The organism is Niabella ginsenosidivorans (genome assembly GCF_001654455.1).
GTDB lineage: Bacteria > Bacteroidota > Bacteroidia > Chitinophagales > Chitinophagaceae > Niabella > Niabella ginsenosidivorans.
On record NZ_CP015772.1, the window covers coordinates 1,247,651 to 1,262,856 of the forward strand.

Sequence of the window (15,206 nt, forward strand, 5' to 3'; positions counted from 1 at the left end):
GGAAATAGTTATTTTTCGGCAGTGTAAATGCAGCAGATGCCAAAAGTAAGTGCTTTATATTTAGCCTTCTTAAAACCTGCTTTCGTTAAAATATCCGTAAAGTCATTCCGTTCCGGGAAAGCCTTTGCCGATTTATTCAGGTATTGGTATGCTTCTTTGTTTTGTTTCAGCATTCCTGCAATTTGTGGGGCCACTACGGTCATATACAATTGATACAGCCCTTTAAATACACCGGGCCGTGGCCTGGAAAATTCAATGATCAGGAGCTGACCTCCTGGTTTTAAGACCCGCAGCATTTCAGATAGCCCTTTTTCCAGGTTTTCAAAATTGCGCACTCCAAAAGCTGCCATAGCGGCGTCAAACTGGTCGCCCGGGAATTCCAGGTTCTCAGAATCGCCCAATTGCAATGTTATTTTACCCGAAAGGCCTTCTTTCGCTATTTTTTGTTTACCTACTTCCAGCATCTGAGCCGAAATATCGATACCGGTTATATGCTGCGGATGCAGCAATTTGTAAGCGGTAAGCGCCAGGTCGCCGGTTCCGGTAGCAATATCTAAAAGTTGTTGCGGCTGGTATTTTTTCAGCATATTGATGGCTTTCTTTCTCCACGCAACATCTGTTCTGCCGGAAAGTACCCTGTTCATTAAATCGTACCGGACCGCAATGCGGTCAAACATTTCCGCTACCTGTTCCTTTTTGGTCTTTTCAGACGCTTTGTAGGGAATAATATGGTCATGTGGTAATTCCGTCATAACCTGCAAAGGTAAAGGGTTTTGCATTTTCAGAAATGAGGATCGCATTTTGTACCCAAGAAATCAGCTGAAAAACTGCGGCGCCACTTTTCTGATCGGGTTTGAGAATAAGCTACTCCTGATGAACAGCGTTTCCAACGCTTATGCTTGCAATGCAGAAGAAATGGCATCAGTTTTTGACCGCTGTAAACAGGGCTCATTAACATACTTTGCGGATTTTTGTTACATTTAATGGCTGAGAAAGCTTGTTACAAAACATGAATATTCTGAATTATATAGAACTGGATGTACTTTCTGCCACGCCCAAATACCGGCAACTGGCGCAGTCAATCATAAATGCCATTGAAGCAGGTGAGGTTAAGAAAGATGAGATACTGCCTTCTATTAATGAACTGAGCTATGAATTTGATATATCTAGGGACACTGCGGAAAAAGCTTACAGGCATCTGAAAAAGCTGGGCATTTTAGGCTCGGTGCCTGGTAAGGGCTATTATGTAAAAACAAAAGAAGTGCCCAGTGATGTAAAGATTTTTTTGCTGTTCAATAAGCTGAGCACACATAAAAAGATCATTTACGATGCTTTTGTAAAAACCCTGGGCTCCAAGGCGGTCATTGATTTTTATATCTATAACAATGACTTCAATTTGTTTAAAAAACTGATCTCGAATATTGAAAAAAAATATACGCACTTTGTTATTATAACCCATTTTATAGACGGGGGAGAAGGCGCGGCGGAAATCATCAACGCATTGCCTAGGGAAAAGCTGATCCTGTTAGACAAATTGGTACCCGGGGTAACAGGGGAGTTCAGCGCTGTGTATGAAAATTTTGAGGAAGATATCTACCGGTCGCTTCAGCAGGCGCTGGAACGGCTGAAGCATTATACCACATTAAAGATCATTGAGCCGGAATATTCTTATTTCCCTTTAGAGATTACCAAGGGGTTCAGGCAGTTTTGTGAAGAGCATGGATTTAATGCCAAAGTGGTGCATCATATAGAAAAGGAAGTGATCGGCAGGGGGGAAGCCTATATTTGCCTCATGGAGGATGACCTGGTGACACTGATTGATAAAATACTGGCAACAAAATTAACCATAGGAAAGGATGTGGGAGTGATCAGTTACAACGAAACGCCTTTAAAGCGGCTGATCCTGCAGGGCATTACTACTTTTTCTACTGATTTTGCTGCAATGGGAGAGGAGGCTGCCCGGATCATATTAAGTGGCGAAAAAAAGAAGGTTCCTGTACCTTTTTATCTTCAACTGCGGCCATCCCTTTAATTTTGCCTGTATGGAAGTGATTTCTGCTACTTATTTAAAAAGCAGTGCCGAGCAGGCGCAATGCCCTGTTGCCGACCGGCCGGAATATGCATTTATAGGAAGAAGCAATGTGGGCAAATCATCCCTCATTAATATGCTTTGTAATAAAAAAGGGCTGGCGAAAACCTCTGCTGCACCGGGAAAAACGCAGCTGATCAACCATTTTGAAGTGATAACAGGTGTAAGAAATAAAGTGGGGCATATGGAAAAATCGTCCTGGTTCCTGGTAGACCTTCCGGGGTACGGGTATGCAAAGGTTTCACAAAAGCAACGTAAGAACTGGTCGGCCATGATTGAAAAATACATTCTCAAAAGGAAAAACCTGGTCAATATGTTCGTACTGATCGACAGCCGGCATGAACCACAGCCGATCGACATTGAATTCATCAATCAGTTGGGCGAATGGCGTGTGCCTTTTGCGCTGGTGTTTACAAAGGCGGATAAAAACAAACCGGCAGCAACGGTAAGAAATGTAGACGCTTTTTTAAACGGGTTGAAAGAAAGCTGGGAAGAACTGCCGGTTCATTTTGTTACTTCTGCAATTGATAAGCGGGGAAGGGGAGCAGTGCTGGATTATATTGCTGCCCTTAACGGGCAATTGCAATAGAGCGCTTCAGTACCTGTCGTTTCAAAGCAAAACTTTATAATTAAAGCGGTAAAAGATGGGGCCTGAACAAAAACTGATGTCAGCCTGTCCCGGTATCTACCTTATCGTGCAGACACAAATATTTTCTTTAAAACGATGATACAGGAAGCAATATGATAATCAGAAACAGCAGAAGCTTATATCACGCCGCGCTGCGGCTCTGCGGTTATTTTGAATGGAATCTGTAAATAGTGTCGGTGCGCTGCACCTTTACCATACGCTATGGGGAAAGCATAGCTGCAGAGCAGCCAAAATATTCGTAGCAGCAAAATAACCAAAGCCCCGAAAGGCGCGTAACGCCGTAATAATAAAAATGTGGTTGAGAGGGCACGGCCAACGCAGCATATAGAGGCGGTTAATGATATATGTTGTAAGTTGTTGGAAATGCATCTGCATACGGAACGTCATTCCGGCCGGATGGAGCGGAGCGGAATGAGCGGAGGAATCTCTGCAAAGTTAGAGACCCCTCGGTTTCGCTGTGCTTCATCCGGGGAAGGATTGCATTTCTTTTTAGAAGACCGAAAGCGTCATGGCTCCATTGCTAAAAACTCAATATAACAATCAGGTGGTCTTTTAGCCATCCTGGGCCGGTAATTACAGCTTGTCCAGCAGCTCGATCACTTTTTCTTTTTTCAGAATAAAATATCCCAGCCTGTCCTTACTGATGCCCTCCTTTAGCTGGTAGCTGAAGGAAAGCGTGTCTTCTGTTACGGTGGTTTCAAAATGCCTGAAGGTAATGGAGCTTTCCTCTTCAAGGTCTTCTCCTATCTCATACAGGTGGGTGGAAAGCACAAATAAAGAGGTCTTTACCTTTAACAGCCCTTTAATAACAGCAAGCGAGCAGCGCATTGCATCCTGAACATTGGTGCCTTTAAACAATTCATCAATCAGCACCAGCCATTTTTGCCCGTTGCTTATTTTTTCAACCGTATTTTTTATACGTTGTACCTCGTTAAAGAAATAGCTTTCCCCTTTTACAATATTGTCCACCACATTAATGTTGCTGATGAGCCCGTCAAATAAGGTCAGGCGCATAGATTGGGCCGGAACGCCCATGCCAATGTGGGCCAGGAACACGGATGCACCAACGGATTTGATCAGCGTGCTTTTACCCGCCATATTAGCGCCGGTTAAGAACAGGAAATTGTTTTCCTGTGTAATATCCAGGTTATAAGGCACTGGGTTTTGCAACAGGATGTGATAAAGCCCTTCCGCTTCGATCATGGGCATTTGCTGGTCAACAAAAACCGGAAAGGAAAGCTGATAGTGCTTTACGGCCATAGCCATCGAATACCAGGCGTCCAGACGGGAATAAATATCCATTAATTCCTCTACCTCTCTTTTATGTATCAGCCGCAACTGGCCTGCATAGTAAACATTACTGCTGAGCGGGATCGTTTGCTCTTTATGCAACTCCGATAATTGACGGAATGCTTCTATTTTCAATAACTGGTCAATACGATTCAGGTGTATCTTAAAAGTGGCAGGAAGCGGAACATCCCGCAGCAGATCTGCAATTTTGCGGATGCTTCTGAAAAAATCACTGAAATGGCTGATGGAAAAACGTGCCATTGTATAATCTGCGTGATGGAATATCCGGTAAATAATAGCATCTACCGCATTCGGATTATTACCTATTTTATCCAGCGCATAATCCAGGAACCGGTCCATTACCAGGATCGTTCCATTGGTAATATCCTCCGGCCATTCATCCACATGCAGGATCAACTGCTTCAGGATATTCTGGGTGCCTGTAATTTTGGTAATGTCGCTGAAGGGGGTTGAAAAGTAGTGGCGCAGCCATTCCCTGCCTCCGAATGTACGTGTAAAATTGAGCTTATGAAAAATGGAATATTCCTCCTCCTCGTGAAAAATAGCAATATCATTAAAAGAAATATGGTCGATCTGCATAAGAAAAGTTTGACAGACCTGTGAGGTTTTAAAAACCTCACAGGTCTTTACTTCCTGTCAAATAATAATCGCTGTCCCTTTATAGACTCATCCCACTGCCCGTTTCCATAAACCAGGTTCCCATTAACAAAAGTATGGGTAACGCTTGCAGGAAAAAGGAATGGTGTACCGCTGCCATCGGCATGTTCAAAGGGGCTCCATTGGCACTTGTACAGGATATTGTTCTTTGTTGCCCGGAAGGGCCGGTGCCTGTCAACGATCACCAGATCGGCATGGTATCCCTCCCGTATATAGCCGCGTTCTTTTATCTGGAAACAGTCTGCCACGGCGTGGCTCATTTTCTCAGCCACTTTTTCAATGGTAATGTAGCCCTGTTGTACATAATACAGCATGAGCGGTAAAGAGTGCTGCACCAGGGGAACGCCGGCATGTGCTTTCAGATAAGGCTCGTTTTTTTCTTCCCAGGTATGTGGCGCATGATCGGTAGCAATCACATCCAAACGGTCGTCCAGTAAAGCCTTCCACAATGCTTCGCGGTTATGAGGAGCCTTGATGGCGGGGTTGCATTTTATTAAATTGCCCTGCACCGGGTAGTCGGCTGCTGTAAAATGCAGGTGATGCACACATACTTCAGCAGTGATCTTTTTGTCTTTTAAAGGAAGCATATTGGTAAATAGCTGCAGCTCTTTTTCGGTGCTGATATGCAGGATATGGAGCCGGCTGCCATGTTTTTTTGCCAGTTGAACGGCGTAGAAAGAGGATTCAAAACAGGCTTCTTCATTGCGGATAACCGGGTGGTCTGCCGCAATCAGTTCCCTGCCGGATGCCATTGCTTTTTGTAAATTGGCTTTAATGATGCGCTCATCTTCACAATGGGTGGCAATGAGCAGCTCACTTTCCCCAAATAACTTTTCCAGCACTAACGGGTTATCTACCAGTAAATTTCCTGTACTGGAGCCCATAAAGGCTTTTATGCCGCAGATCCTGTCTTTATGCTGATTGGCTGCCAGGGCATCTGCTGCATTCTGATTATTGGTGCCCATGAAAAAGGAATAGTTGGCCAGGGATGTGCGGCGCGCTGTTTCATATTTGTTTTCCAACAGCTCCAGCGTAAATGCAGGGGGCACCGTATTGGGCATTTCCATAAAACTGGTCACCCCCCCTGCCACGGCAGCCTTGCTTTCCGTATAGATGGTCGCTTTGTGGGTCAGCCCCGGCTCCCTGAAATGCACCTGATCATCAATTACACCGGGTAAAAGGTATTTTTCATCGCCATAGATCTCTGTAACGGCCAGGTTGGTATGGATCACCGGGGCAATTTTTTCAATCCGGCCATTCCGGATCAGCACATCACTATTATATATTTTTCCTTCATTTACAACGTTTATGCCCTTTATTAAGAATGTTTGCATGGTTTTTGTAATTAAGTGCAACAATATCAGTAAAATCCTTCAGATTTTTCGAAATTACTTAATTGATTTTAAATGAAAGGATTGTAACATGTTGGTTGATAGTATCTTTGCTGAAAATTATGAAAAGCTTTCCTGAGTAAAGCTTTGAATGTAAAACCATTATCCTATTTGTATGAAAATGAAAAATTTCCTGAAAATCGTATTCGTATTGCTTCCGTTTTACAGTATGGCGCAAACGGACAATATTGAATTGAGCGATAAACAAAACCGCTTAATAGAAAGACTGGATATAAAGCTGCGCAATGATTCAGTTTTACGCTTTACAACGGTCAGGCCCTGGGGGCGTAAAAGGGCAACCGAACGGGTAGAACGGATCGATTCACTGGATAAGGCTGGTGCTTTGGAAGGGGTGCTGACCAAAGTAGACCGGTACAATATCCGGAGCATGATGATGAATAACTCCGACTGGACAGCCAACTACCGGGATTCTTTCAAAAGAAAGCCCATATTGGGCGCTTTCTTTGAAAACCCGTCGCATTTGTATATGATAGACAAAGGCGATCAGTATAGCCTGATCATCGATCCTGTTCTGAATTTTGAAATAGGAAGGGCAACCGGAACCAATACTTTTGTAAATACAAGAGGTATCCGCTTTCGGGGGCAGATCGACCAGCGGGTAGGCTATTACCTGTATTTTTCAGAGAACCAGGAGCGGGATCCACGATATGTGCAGGATTTTACCAGTGCTCATGTCAGTGTGCCCGGTATGGGATATTATAAGAAATATAAAACAGATGGATATGATTACTGGAATGTGCGTGGCGGCATTACATTTCATGCCGGTAAATACATCGACTTCCAGTTGGCGCATGATAAGTTCTTTATAGGCGATGGTTATCGCAGCTTATTCATCAGTGATTTCAGCGCGCCTTACCCATTCCTGAAAATGGCAGTGCAGGCGGGTAATTTTCAGCTCACATCAGTAGCCGCTCAAACCATTGCGCCTTTTGATAATTCTTATACAAGAGATTCTACCAGACCGCGGAATTACATGATGTTCCACTACCTCACCTGGCAGGCAACCAACTGGCTGAAGCTGGGCTTTTTTGAAAGCACTATGTTTAACAGTGAAAAGAACGGTGGCTTACAGGTGGGCTACCTGAATCCTTCCATGTTTAACAGGGCATACTCCTCTTATACGGGCAATAGTGCAAAGTCCAGCATCGGGTTGGATGTAAAGGCCAATTTTGCCCGCCAGTTCCAGGCGTATGGTCAATGGCTGATCAATGAATTTGTTGTGAGCAAAGTATTAAAATCAAACGGGCCCTGGGTAAATAAATTCGGTTACCAGATAGGCGCTAAATATGCTGATGCCTTTACGGTTAAGAACCTGGATCTGCAGGTAGAGGGCAATTTTGTACGACCGTTTACTTACACTGATAAGTGGGCTCAGAACAACTTCCTGCATTATAACCAGCCGCTGGCGCACCCGTTGGGCGCCAATTTCAGGGAATTTGTAGGTATTGCCAACTATCAGCCTTTGCCGAAATTATATTTAAAGGCCATGCTGATTATGTATAATAAAGGATTGGATACCACTAATTATTATACAGCATGGTCCTCGCCCAGTTATGGCGGAGATCTGTTCCGCAATTACAGGGATGGCCGGTTATATGATGACGGCTATTATATTGGTGGAGGCATTAGCAATAAAGGTATGCTGGGTTCACTGACCGTGTCTTATGAGATCATTCAGAACCTGTTCATAGATGTAAGCGGCATGTACCGCAAATACAGGGTGCAGGGAGTGCCGGATAATACCACCAAGTGGGCTGCTGTAGGGCTCCGGTGGAATATGGCACGGCGGGACTTTTTATTTTAACAATGAGGGGGATCATACTTGCAGGCCTTTTGCTGGCTGCGCAGATTTCAAATGCTCAGGCAGGAAATGCTGCGCCTGCAATTGAATGGTCGGCTACCCGGGTTTTAAAGATAACAGACTTTAAAGTTGTGCGCGCGGGCCAGTATATTCCAAAGCAGTTGGGCGTTAACCAGGCTGTAACCCGGACCGGTTTTTTATATACGCTGACACATATCAATTCAGGAAAAGAAAAGGGGCGCAACTTTATAAAGATACAGGCGTTAATGTACCCCGGAAATTCTTATATAAAAGCACCTGTGCTCAATGCCGGCGTATCTGCGGTTGCTTATCTCTTAAATCATGAGCAGAAACATTTTGATATTTCAGAGATCTTTGCCCGGGAGGCCTCCCGGTTTTTGCAAACCCATCATTTTTCCAGGAACTATGCTTCGGAAATAACCAATGAAATGCAACGCCTTTCTAAGGAAGCTGCTGCGCTTCAAAAGCTTTATGATAAAGAAACCAATAATGGGCGTAATGAACCAAAACAGCGGGAATGGAATAGGGCTATTGCCAAACGGCTGAGCCGCCTTTCCGCTTATAGCCAGAAGGATTTTTTTCTTGACATCCGGTAAAAAACAGAAAGATGGCCGGGCCTTGCCGGTACGTGGCCAATGAGGCTATATCAAAAGTCATTTCAGAACGTAATGTCGTTCAGAACCTGGTTCAGAACCTATTGAGAATCATAGCTCATTTAGATGCTGAAATAAATTCAGCAAAACAATAGAGAACTTTTGATACAGCCCGGGGGTGCAATGCTTTGTTCTGGTCTATAATCTGCCTGAACCTGCAATACAAGAAGGTAATACAAGAAAAAATAATGTGTACAACATAATCCGCCGGTATGTGGAAGAAATCTCTGCATTATCAGAAAGCGATTCCGGTATTATAGTTATTTTACACTTACTATAACCGCAGTGAGCGGTAAACACAGAAGCTGACACCGAACAACGACAATAAAACTGACAAAAATGAAGAAGACAATTTTAATAACTTTATTATTTGCGACAACCTTTTTCTTAGGTTTCGCTTTTAAGGCAATTACGACGAAAACAACAAATAATAATTATAAAATGAAGAGAGTAACAGGGATCGGCGGCATTTTTTTCAAAAGCAAAGACCCGAAAAAAATTACAGAATGGTACCAAAAACACCTTGGGTTGAACACAAATCCTTATGGTGCAGGCTTTGAGTGGTATGAAGCCCCGGACAGTTCAAAAAAAGCTCAGACACAGTGGACACCATTTCCGGAAACGACGAAATACTTTGAACCATCGAAACAGGACTTTATGATCAACTACCGGGTTGAAAATCTGGAAGCACTTGTGGAGGAACTAAAAAAAGAAGGAGTGACTATTGTGGACAACATTGAAACATATGATTACGGCAAATTTGTGCATATACTGGATGGGGAAGGGAACAAGGTTGAACTATGGGAAGCTGTTGATTAGCGGAATAAAAAAATAAGTTCAGGTACATAGAAAGTTTTTTGCTCCCGTAAGGGTTGCGGCTTCAACTGTGTGTGATGCACACGTCTGCCATTTGACAGCTGAGAGGAAAGCACAGGCTACCCCCATCAGAAAATAGAACCCGGCTGGCCGGATTGTGTCAGTGCGGTATTCAGATCCATATGGAATCTGTCAAATTTCTCTTTATTGTTCAACTTATAAATGAATTTTAACAGCAGCAATAGCAGAACGATCCATAGAACCCCTCCGATAGTAAACCGGCCGCCCATAGAATACACAATAAACGCCATTACAAAAGAGCCGATCAGACCCAGAACAATGGCCAGGATGGTAATAAAAACCGGGGGCACAAAATCAGTGATCAACATAGTGTTCTTTTTAACCGGTCTTATTACGTGCTTGAAATTATCTGTTGGTACCACCAGGTTCCTGGGAGCTAGTCCAAACAGGGGCCTGTTAATTTTTGTGCCGGGTATAAAACAGATAAGCTGTTCTGCAATTCTTCAAGTGTTTTTCCGGTAGGGTTTGCTACTTTCATAATTCGTTATAGGAGTTGAATGTTTAAATAATAATTGTTTGCAGGCAAAGTTCCGGTTAGCCGCCCAGCGCCTGTAATACATCGTATTTGGTAATGATATGATAATTGCCTGCTTCATCCCTGCTCATTACCGCGCCGTTTTCTCTTGTTAAAAACGATTTTAACTTTTCAAGCGACGTGTTGAAGTTCACAATGGGAAATGCAGGCTCCAGCAGATTCCCAATAACTTCATGCTTCAGGTCGGGATTGGAGAATATTTTCTGAAAAAGCCCGCTCTCGCTGATAGAGCCAATAATTTCGCCATCCTTCAGTACCGGTATCATCTCAATATCATATTTACGCATCAGTTCTACCGCGGCACCAACAGTCTGGTTGCTTTCCACACTGATCAGCTTGTTGCCAACAGGCCGCCCGCTGATGATATCCCTGAAGGTTTTCACCTCCAGGAATCCCCGTTCCATCATCCACTGATCGTTATAGATCTTTGCTACATAACGGCTGCCATGATCATGGAAAATACAAACTACCAGGTCGTCTTTTTTAAGGCTGTCTTTAAGCTGCATCAACCCTTTCAGACAGCTTCCGGCGCTGTACCCGCAAAATAAGCCTTCTTCTTTTGCCAGTTTGCGTGCCATAATGGCGCCCTCTTTATCTGTTACCTGTGTGAACGCATCAATGATGCTCATATCATAGTTCCTGGGAATAAAATCTTCACCAAAGCCTTCACTGAAATAAGGGTATACCTCGTTCATATCTATTTCCCCGGTATTGAAATATTTTGTTAGCAATGAGCCGTAGGCATCTACGGCCCAAACTTTTATACCGGGATTTTGTTCTTTCAGATACATCGCTGTTCCGGTAATGGTTCCTCCGGTTCCGGCAGTACAAACAAGATGCGTGATCTTTCCATCTGTTTGTTTCCAGATCTCGGGCCCCGTTGTTTCATAATGTGCCAGGCGGTTAGCCAGGTTATCATATTGGTTCATATGATAAGAGTTAGGTATTTCCTTTGAAAGTCTTGCTGCAACACTGTAATAGCTTTGCGGGTCTTCCGGTTCTACATTCGTGGGACACACAATTACCTCGGCGCCCATCGCCTTCAGCACGTCAGCTTTTTCTTTTGATTGTTTATCAGTGGTAACAAAAATGCATTGATAGCCTTTTACAATAGCGCCCAAAGCAAGCCCCATACCGGTATTGCCGCTGGTGCCTTCAATAATGGTGCCGCCCGGTTTTAATTTTCCCTCGGCTTCTGCTACTTCGATCATTTTTATTGCCATGCGGTCTTTAATGCTGTTACCGGGGTTAAAATAATCTACTTTGGCAGCTACCGTACAGGGTAATTCCTTTGTGATCCTGTTCAGCCTTATTAAGGGGGTATTGCCAATTGTTTCCAGTATATTATTTTTTATATCCATTTCATTTCGATTTTAGGAATTCGATCGATTTTGCAACTACAGGATCAGTAAGGTTCAGCACCTCGTAAAAACCATTATCGTTCCATTTAAACCGTGCCAGGTAGGCTTCCATCCGGTTCTGAACCCTTGTCCGTTCGGCAGCTGAAATATTGGCAAGATTGGTTGAATCCTTTTGGGCCCAGCTTACAAACTGCTGCCACATGATCCTGCCCGGCTCAAATTGTTGTGAAAAGGTGATCGGGGACTGGTAAGGATCCAACACCTTCTGGTTCTCTATATAATATTGGTAAACAAAATCATTGAACGATCCGTTGAAAAACAGTTTATTGATCTCCTTTGATGTTTTTGTGGTATCTAACCCAACAAAAATGTCCGGCATAATTCCGCCGCTGCCGTACAGAATGCGCCCATCAGGGGTTTTATACTGTTTGCCGGTATTTACTTTATTGCTGTCGGCAAAGTATGCCTGCCCGTTTGCATAACGGTTCCATATTTCGTCCATATACACCTTCCTGCCTTTGCTGTAAGAGCGCTGGATGCTTCTGCCCAATGGCGTATAATAGCGCGCCACGGTCAGCTTCAGCGCTGCGCCATCACTTAGCGGAAATATTTCCTGTACCAGGCCCTTGCCAAAGGTTCTGCGCCCGATAATGGTAGCACGGTCCCAGTCCTGGAGCGCTCCGCTCAGGATTTCACTGGCGCTTGCGGAAAGCTCATCTACCAGAACGGTCAGCTTGCCGTTCTCAAAGATGCCCGGCCGCTTGCAGCGATATTCTTTTTTAGGACTGTTGATCCCCTCCGTATAAACGATCAGCTTATCACCGCTCAAAAATTCATCTGCAATATCAATGGCTGCGTCCATATAGCCACCACCATTTCCACGCAGATCAAATATGAGCTCGGTCAGTCCTTCTTTTTTCAGCCGTTCCATCGCCTCCATAAATTCGCGGTAGCTGGTGCTGCCAAACAGATCCAGTTTAATATACCCAATGTTTTTATCAATCATATAAGCCGCCACCAATGTTGGTTTGGGAATATCGGCCCTTGTAACAGAAATGTTTAAAAGCTGGCTGCCCCGTAATATCTGAAGGGTTACAGGAGTGCCTTTTTCCCCTCTGATCAGGTTGCTGACGCCTGTATTGCTGAGTTTTTTCCCCGCGATGGTAGAATCGTTCACCCTGATGATCTTGTCGCCTGTTTGCAGCCGGGCCTTTTCACTGGGGCCATTTTTAACAACGGACATAATATTGACTGTATCCTTTATGATCCGGTACTCAACCCCAATGCCTACAAACCGGCCCGACAGGTCTTCAGTGGTTTCTTTTAGCTCTGCTGGTGGCAGGTAAACAGAGTGTGGGTCCAGCTCATTCATTATTTCCCTAAGGGCATTGGCTTCCAGTGAATCTATTTTTACAGAATCCACATATTTCTGTTTAATGATCTCGGTTGCTTCATCCAGAGGGGAACTGCTGGCCACCCTTGAAAAACCTCCGTTCGGTTGTGCTCCTCTTAGTTTATAGCCAATAAACATCCCAATGATCATTGCAATGGAAAACAGCAATGGTAACCATACCTCAAATTTCTTTTTCATCCCTATTCTTTTGTTTCATCCCGCTATAAGCAGGGACACGCAAAATAGCCAATCTTTGCTGTTTATTTCAGAAATCAAATCATTTTGTTATTATTTTATCAATAAGCCGTTTTTGATACTTATATTGCAGAGCGAATCATCCTAATAGCGATCAGGTAAAATATCAGTTTCGATGACAAAAGTGCAACTCATTGCGGATGCCGGTTCTACAAAAGCTGAATGGTGCCTTCTGAATAACGGTAAAATCAAAACCATACTTACAAGCGGTATAAGTCCTTATTTTTTAGATGGCAGCCAGATCGAGGATTTGTTAAGCAGGGAACTGCTTCCCAGGTTGGGCAGGGTGGAAGTGGAGGAAGTTTTTTATTATGGCACCGGTTGCCTGAACCCGGATAACCGGGCTCTGGTTCTGAAAAGCCTTCGCCGGCTGTTTAAAGCAGCCAGGGTAGCTGTCTGGCATGATGTGGAAGGTGCAGCCCGCGGGCTTTGTGTACACAGTAAGGGGGTGGCCAGCATCCTGGGCACAGGCTCCAGTTCCTGCTTCTATGACGGAAAGAAGATCCGTAAAAATAACCCCGGCCTGGGGTATGTGCTGGGCGATGAAGGCAGCGGTGCTTACCTGGGGCGTAAGGTGATCCAGTATTATCTCTATAATACCTTTGATGAAGACCTAAGGGCCCGCTTTGATGCAGCTTATGTAACCAATAGCGCCGAAATACTGGAACGGGTATATAAGCAGCCGCTGCCTAACCGGTATCTTGCAGGTTTTGCCAGGTTCCTGGCAGACAACCGCGGCCATTATATGGTAGAGAACATTATTGAAGACGGGCTGAACGATTTTTTCTTTACCCATCTCTGCAAGTTCCGGGAAGCCTGGAAATATCCCGTTAATTTTGTAGGCAGCATTGCGTTCGGCTTTAAGGACGTGCTCAAAGACCTGTGCAGCAGCTATAGTTTTGAGTTGGGTAAGATCCTTCAAAAACCGATGAAAGGCCTTATTGAATACCATTCATAACGATTAAACATAATTTGTTTTTTTATATGACGAGAGAAAAAATCACCGAACAGTCCAGTAAATATGATCATTTGGAAAAAATGTCTGTGCTGGAATTGCTAACCTCTATGAATAAAGAAGACCAGACCGTGCCCCTGGCTGTTAAAAAAGTAATTCCGGATATAGAAAAATTAATACAGGCTATAGTAGAGCATATGGTAGTAGGCGGACGGCTGTTTTATATAGGTGCGGGAACCAGTGGACGTTTGGGAATCCTGGATGCCAGTGAAATACCTCCTACCTATGGACTTCCGGCGGGCGTGGTAATTGGTGTAATAGCCGGTGGCAGCAAAGCCATTACAACCCCAGTTGAAAATGCTGAAGATGATGACATGCAGGGCTGGAGGGATCTGGTCGCCTATAAGGTTAATGATAAAGATGTGGTGGTAGGCGTGGCCGCAAGCGGTTCTACTCCTTATGTTATCGGTGCTTTGCGCGAGTGCCAGAAAAGAGGCATTGTTACCGGCAGCATTGCTTCCAACCCGAATGCGCTGGTCAGCGAAGTGGCCGATTATCCCATAGAAGTGATCGTTGGGCCTGAATTTGTAACAGGGAGCACCCGTATGAAAAGCGGTACCGCCCAAAAGCTGGTGCTGAATATGATCTCTACCACCGTTATGATCCAGTTAGGCAGGGTAGAAGGAAACCGTATGGTAAACATGCAGCTTACGAACTCCAAGCTGATTGACCGCGGAACAAAAATGGTGATGGAGCAAACCGGTATTACTGATTATGAGCAGGCAAAGCACCTGCTGCTGAAAAATAAAAGCGTGAAAAACGCAGTTGCTGAATACAAGGCTTTATAAAATACGAAAAGTGATCATAACAACAAAAGGAAGAGTGAACGCTCTTCCTTTTTTTATAATAAGTAAGGTTGAAATAATTATTGGGCGGCAGCAAGATCTGTATTGATCTTACGAGCTAATTTGCTTTTCAGGTTCGCCGCCTTTTTGCGGTGGATAACCCCTTTTTTAGCTAATTTATCGATCATGCTTTCAACAGAAGGCAATTTGTCCTTTGCTTCTTTTGCATCCCCGGCTCTTAAATCTTTAATAGCGTTACGGGTGGTTTTGCCATAATATTTGTTGCTGTCGCGACGCTTTAAGGCCTGACGTGCATGTTTTTTTGTAGCTTTATGATTCGCCATTGCTCTCTTTTTTTGGATTTTTCGGACG

The 15,206-nt window shown here is 44.1% G+C and carries 14 protein-coding genes; 7 read left to right on the plus strand and 7 right to left on the minus strand.

What is annotated here, in order from left to right; translation table 11 throughout:
• Positions 1-8: 8 nt before the first annotated feature.
• On the minus strand, positions 9-752 hold the full coding sequence (ubiE, locus tag A8C56_RS05150; protein ID WP_067761609.1) for a bifunctional demethylmenaquinone methyltransferase/2-methoxy-6-polyprenyl-1,4-benzoquinol methylase UbiE: 744 nt from the start codon (positions 750-752) through the stop codon (positions 9-11).
• A gap of 257 nt (positions 753-1,009) precedes the next feature.
• Between ubiE and A8C56_RS05160 the strand changes: the two genes are divergently transcribed.
• Together A8C56_RS05160 and yihA are read left to right on the plus strand one after the other, a co-directional pair.
• The gene (locus tag A8C56_RS05160) at positions 1,010-2,032 is read left to right on the plus strand and encodes a GntR family transcriptional regulator (RefSeq protein WP_067752955.1); all 1,023 of its coding nucleotides are present in this window, start codon (positions 1,010-1,012) and stop codon (positions 2,030-2,032) included.
• Positions 2,033-2,042: 10 nt separating this feature from the next.
• Positions 2,043-2,678 (plus strand): ribosome biogenesis GTP-binding protein YihA/YsxC, encoded by a 636-nt coding sequence (yihA, locus tag A8C56_RS05165; RefSeq protein WP_067752957.1) that lies wholly within the window; start codon positions 2,043-2,045, stop codon positions 2,676-2,678.
• A gap of 633 nt (positions 2,679-3,311) precedes the next feature.
• Here the strand turns inward: yihA and A8C56_RS05170 are convergent.
• Positions 3,312-4,628: a MutS-related protein gene (locus tag A8C56_RS05170; protein ID WP_067752959.1), complete on the minus strand. Its 1,317-nt coding sequence runs from the start codon at positions 4,626-4,628 to the stop codon at positions 3,312-3,314.
• Between the two features lie 47 nt (positions 4,629-4,675).
• Positions 4,676-6,040, minus strand: a complete 1,365-nt coding sequence (locus tag A8C56_RS05175) for a dihydroorotase (RefSeq protein ID WP_067752962.1) — start codon at positions 6,038-6,040, stop codon at positions 4,676-4,678.
• A 172-nt stretch (positions 6,041-6,212) separates the two neighbouring features.
• On the opposite strand from A8C56_RS05175, the gene A8C56_RS05180 reads away from it, so the two are divergent.
• The 3 genes from A8C56_RS05180 (at position 6,213) to A8C56_RS05190 (ending at position 9,412) form a co-directional block, all read left to right on the plus strand.
• A complete protein-coding gene (locus tag A8C56_RS05180; RefSeq protein WP_067752965.1) occupies positions 6,213-7,922 on the plus strand; it encodes a hypothetical protein in 1,710 nt (569 codons plus the stop codon).
• A 2-nt stretch (positions 7,923-7,924) separates the two neighbouring features.
• On the plus strand, positions 7,925-8,536 hold the full coding sequence (locus A8C56_RS05185; RefSeq protein ID WP_067752968.1) for a DUF922 domain-containing protein: 612 nt from the start codon (positions 7,925-7,927) through the stop codon (positions 8,534-8,536).
• A 396-nt stretch (positions 8,537-8,932) separates the two neighbouring features.
• Positions 8,933-9,412: a VOC family protein gene (locus tag A8C56_RS05190; RefSeq protein ID WP_218917246.1), complete on the plus strand. Its 480-nt coding sequence runs from the start codon at positions 8,933-8,935 to the stop codon at positions 9,410-9,412.
• 125 nt (positions 9,413-9,537) lie between these two features.
• On the opposite strand, the gene A8C56_RS05195 is transcribed toward A8C56_RS05190, so the two are convergent.
• The 3 genes from A8C56_RS05195 to A8C56_RS05205 all read right to left on the minus strand — a co-directional run bounded on the left by A8C56_RS05195 (position 9,538) and on the right by A8C56_RS05205 (position 12,977).
• Complete coding sequence (locus A8C56_RS05195; protein ID WP_067752971.1) at positions 9,538-9,798, minus strand: hypothetical protein; 261 nt, start codon at positions 9,796-9,798, stop codon at positions 9,538-9,540.
• A gap of 226 nt (positions 9,799-10,024) precedes the next feature.
• Positions 10,025-11,386, minus strand: a complete 1,362-nt coding sequence (locus A8C56_RS05200; RefSeq protein ID WP_067752974.1) for a pyridoxal-phosphate dependent enzyme — start codon at positions 11,384-11,386, stop codon at positions 10,025-10,027.
• Between the two features lies 1 nt (position 11,387).
• Complete coding sequence (locus A8C56_RS05205; protein WP_067752977.1) at positions 11,388-12,977, minus strand: S41 family peptidase; 1,590 nt, start codon at positions 12,975-12,977, stop codon at positions 11,388-11,390.
• 172 nt (positions 12,978-13,149) lie between these two features.
• Between A8C56_RS05205 and A8C56_RS05210 the strand changes: the two genes are divergently transcribed.
• On the plus strand, positions 13,150-13,992 hold the full coding sequence (locus tag A8C56_RS05210) for an N-acetylglucosamine kinase (protein WP_084490020.1): 843 nt from the start codon (positions 13,150-13,152) through the stop codon (positions 13,990-13,992).
• A 26-nt stretch (positions 13,993-14,018) separates the two neighbouring features.
• On the plus strand, positions 14,019-14,837 hold the full coding sequence (gene murQ, locus A8C56_RS05215) for an N-acetylmuramic acid 6-phosphate etherase (protein WP_067761613.1): 819 nt from the start codon (positions 14,019-14,021) through the stop codon (positions 14,835-14,837).
• 77 nt (positions 14,838-14,914) lie between these two features.
• On the opposite strand, the gene rpsT is transcribed toward murQ, so the two are convergent.
• On the minus strand, positions 14,915-15,178 hold the full coding sequence (gene rpsT, locus A8C56_RS05220) for a 30S ribosomal protein S20 (protein ID WP_067752980.1): 264 nt from the start codon (positions 15,176-15,178) through the stop codon (positions 14,915-14,917).
• Between the last annotated feature and the right edge of the window lie 28 nt (positions 15,179-15,206).

Bases quoted from the DNA above. Each gene is read 5' to 3' on its own strand.
- A8C56_RS05160 (WP_067752955.1), top strand. From the start codon at position 1,010: ATGAATATTCTGAATTATATAGAACTGGATGTACTTTCTGCCACGCCC.
- A8C56_RS05185 (WP_067752968.1), top strand. From the start codon at position 7,925: ATGAGGGGGATCATACTTGCAGGCCTTTTGCTGGCTGCGCAGATTTCA.
- ubiE (WP_067761609.1), bottom strand. From the start codon at position 752: ATGACGGAATTACCACATGACCATATTATTCCCTACAAAGCGTCTGAA.
- yihA (WP_067752957.1), top strand. From the start codon at position 2,043: ATGGAAGTGATTTCTGCTACTTATTTAAAAAGCAGTGCCGAGCAGGCG.
- A8C56_RS05190 (WP_218917246.1), top strand. From the start codon at position 8,933: ATGAAGAAGACAATTTTAATAACTTTATTATTTGCGACAACCTTTTTC.
- A8C56_RS05170 (WP_067752959.1), bottom strand. From the start codon at position 4,628: ATGCAGATCGACCATATTTCTTTTAATGATATTGCTATTTTTCACGAG.
- A8C56_RS05175 (WP_067752962.1), bottom strand. From the start codon at position 6,040: ATGCAAACATTCTTAATAAAGGGCATAAACGTTGTAAATGAAGGAAAA.
- murQ (WP_067761613.1), top strand. From the start codon at position 14,019: ATGACGAGAGAAAAAATCACCGAACAGTCCAGTAAATATGATCATTTG.
- A8C56_RS05200 (WP_067752974.1), bottom strand. From the start codon at position 11,386: ATGGATATAAAAAATAATATACTGGAAACAATTGGCAATACCCCCTTA.
- A8C56_RS05205 (WP_067752977.1), bottom strand. From the start codon at position 12,977: ATGAAAAAGAAATTTGAGGTATGGTTACCATTGCTGTTTTCCATTGCA.
- A8C56_RS05210 (WP_084490020.1), top strand. From the start codon at position 13,150: ATGACAAAAGTGCAACTCATTGCGGATGCCGGTTCTACAAAAGCTGAA.
- A8C56_RS05180 (WP_067752965.1), top strand. From the start codon at position 6,213: ATGAAAATGAAAAATTTCCTGAAAATCGTATTCGTATTGCTTCCGTTT.
- A8C56_RS05195 (WP_067752971.1), bottom strand. From the start codon at position 9,798: ATGTTGATCACTGATTTTGTGCCCCCGGTTTTTATTACCATCCTGGCC.
- rpsT (WP_067752980.1), bottom strand. From the start codon at position 15,178: ATGGCGAATCATAAAGCTACAAAAAAACATGCACGTCAGGCCTTAAAG.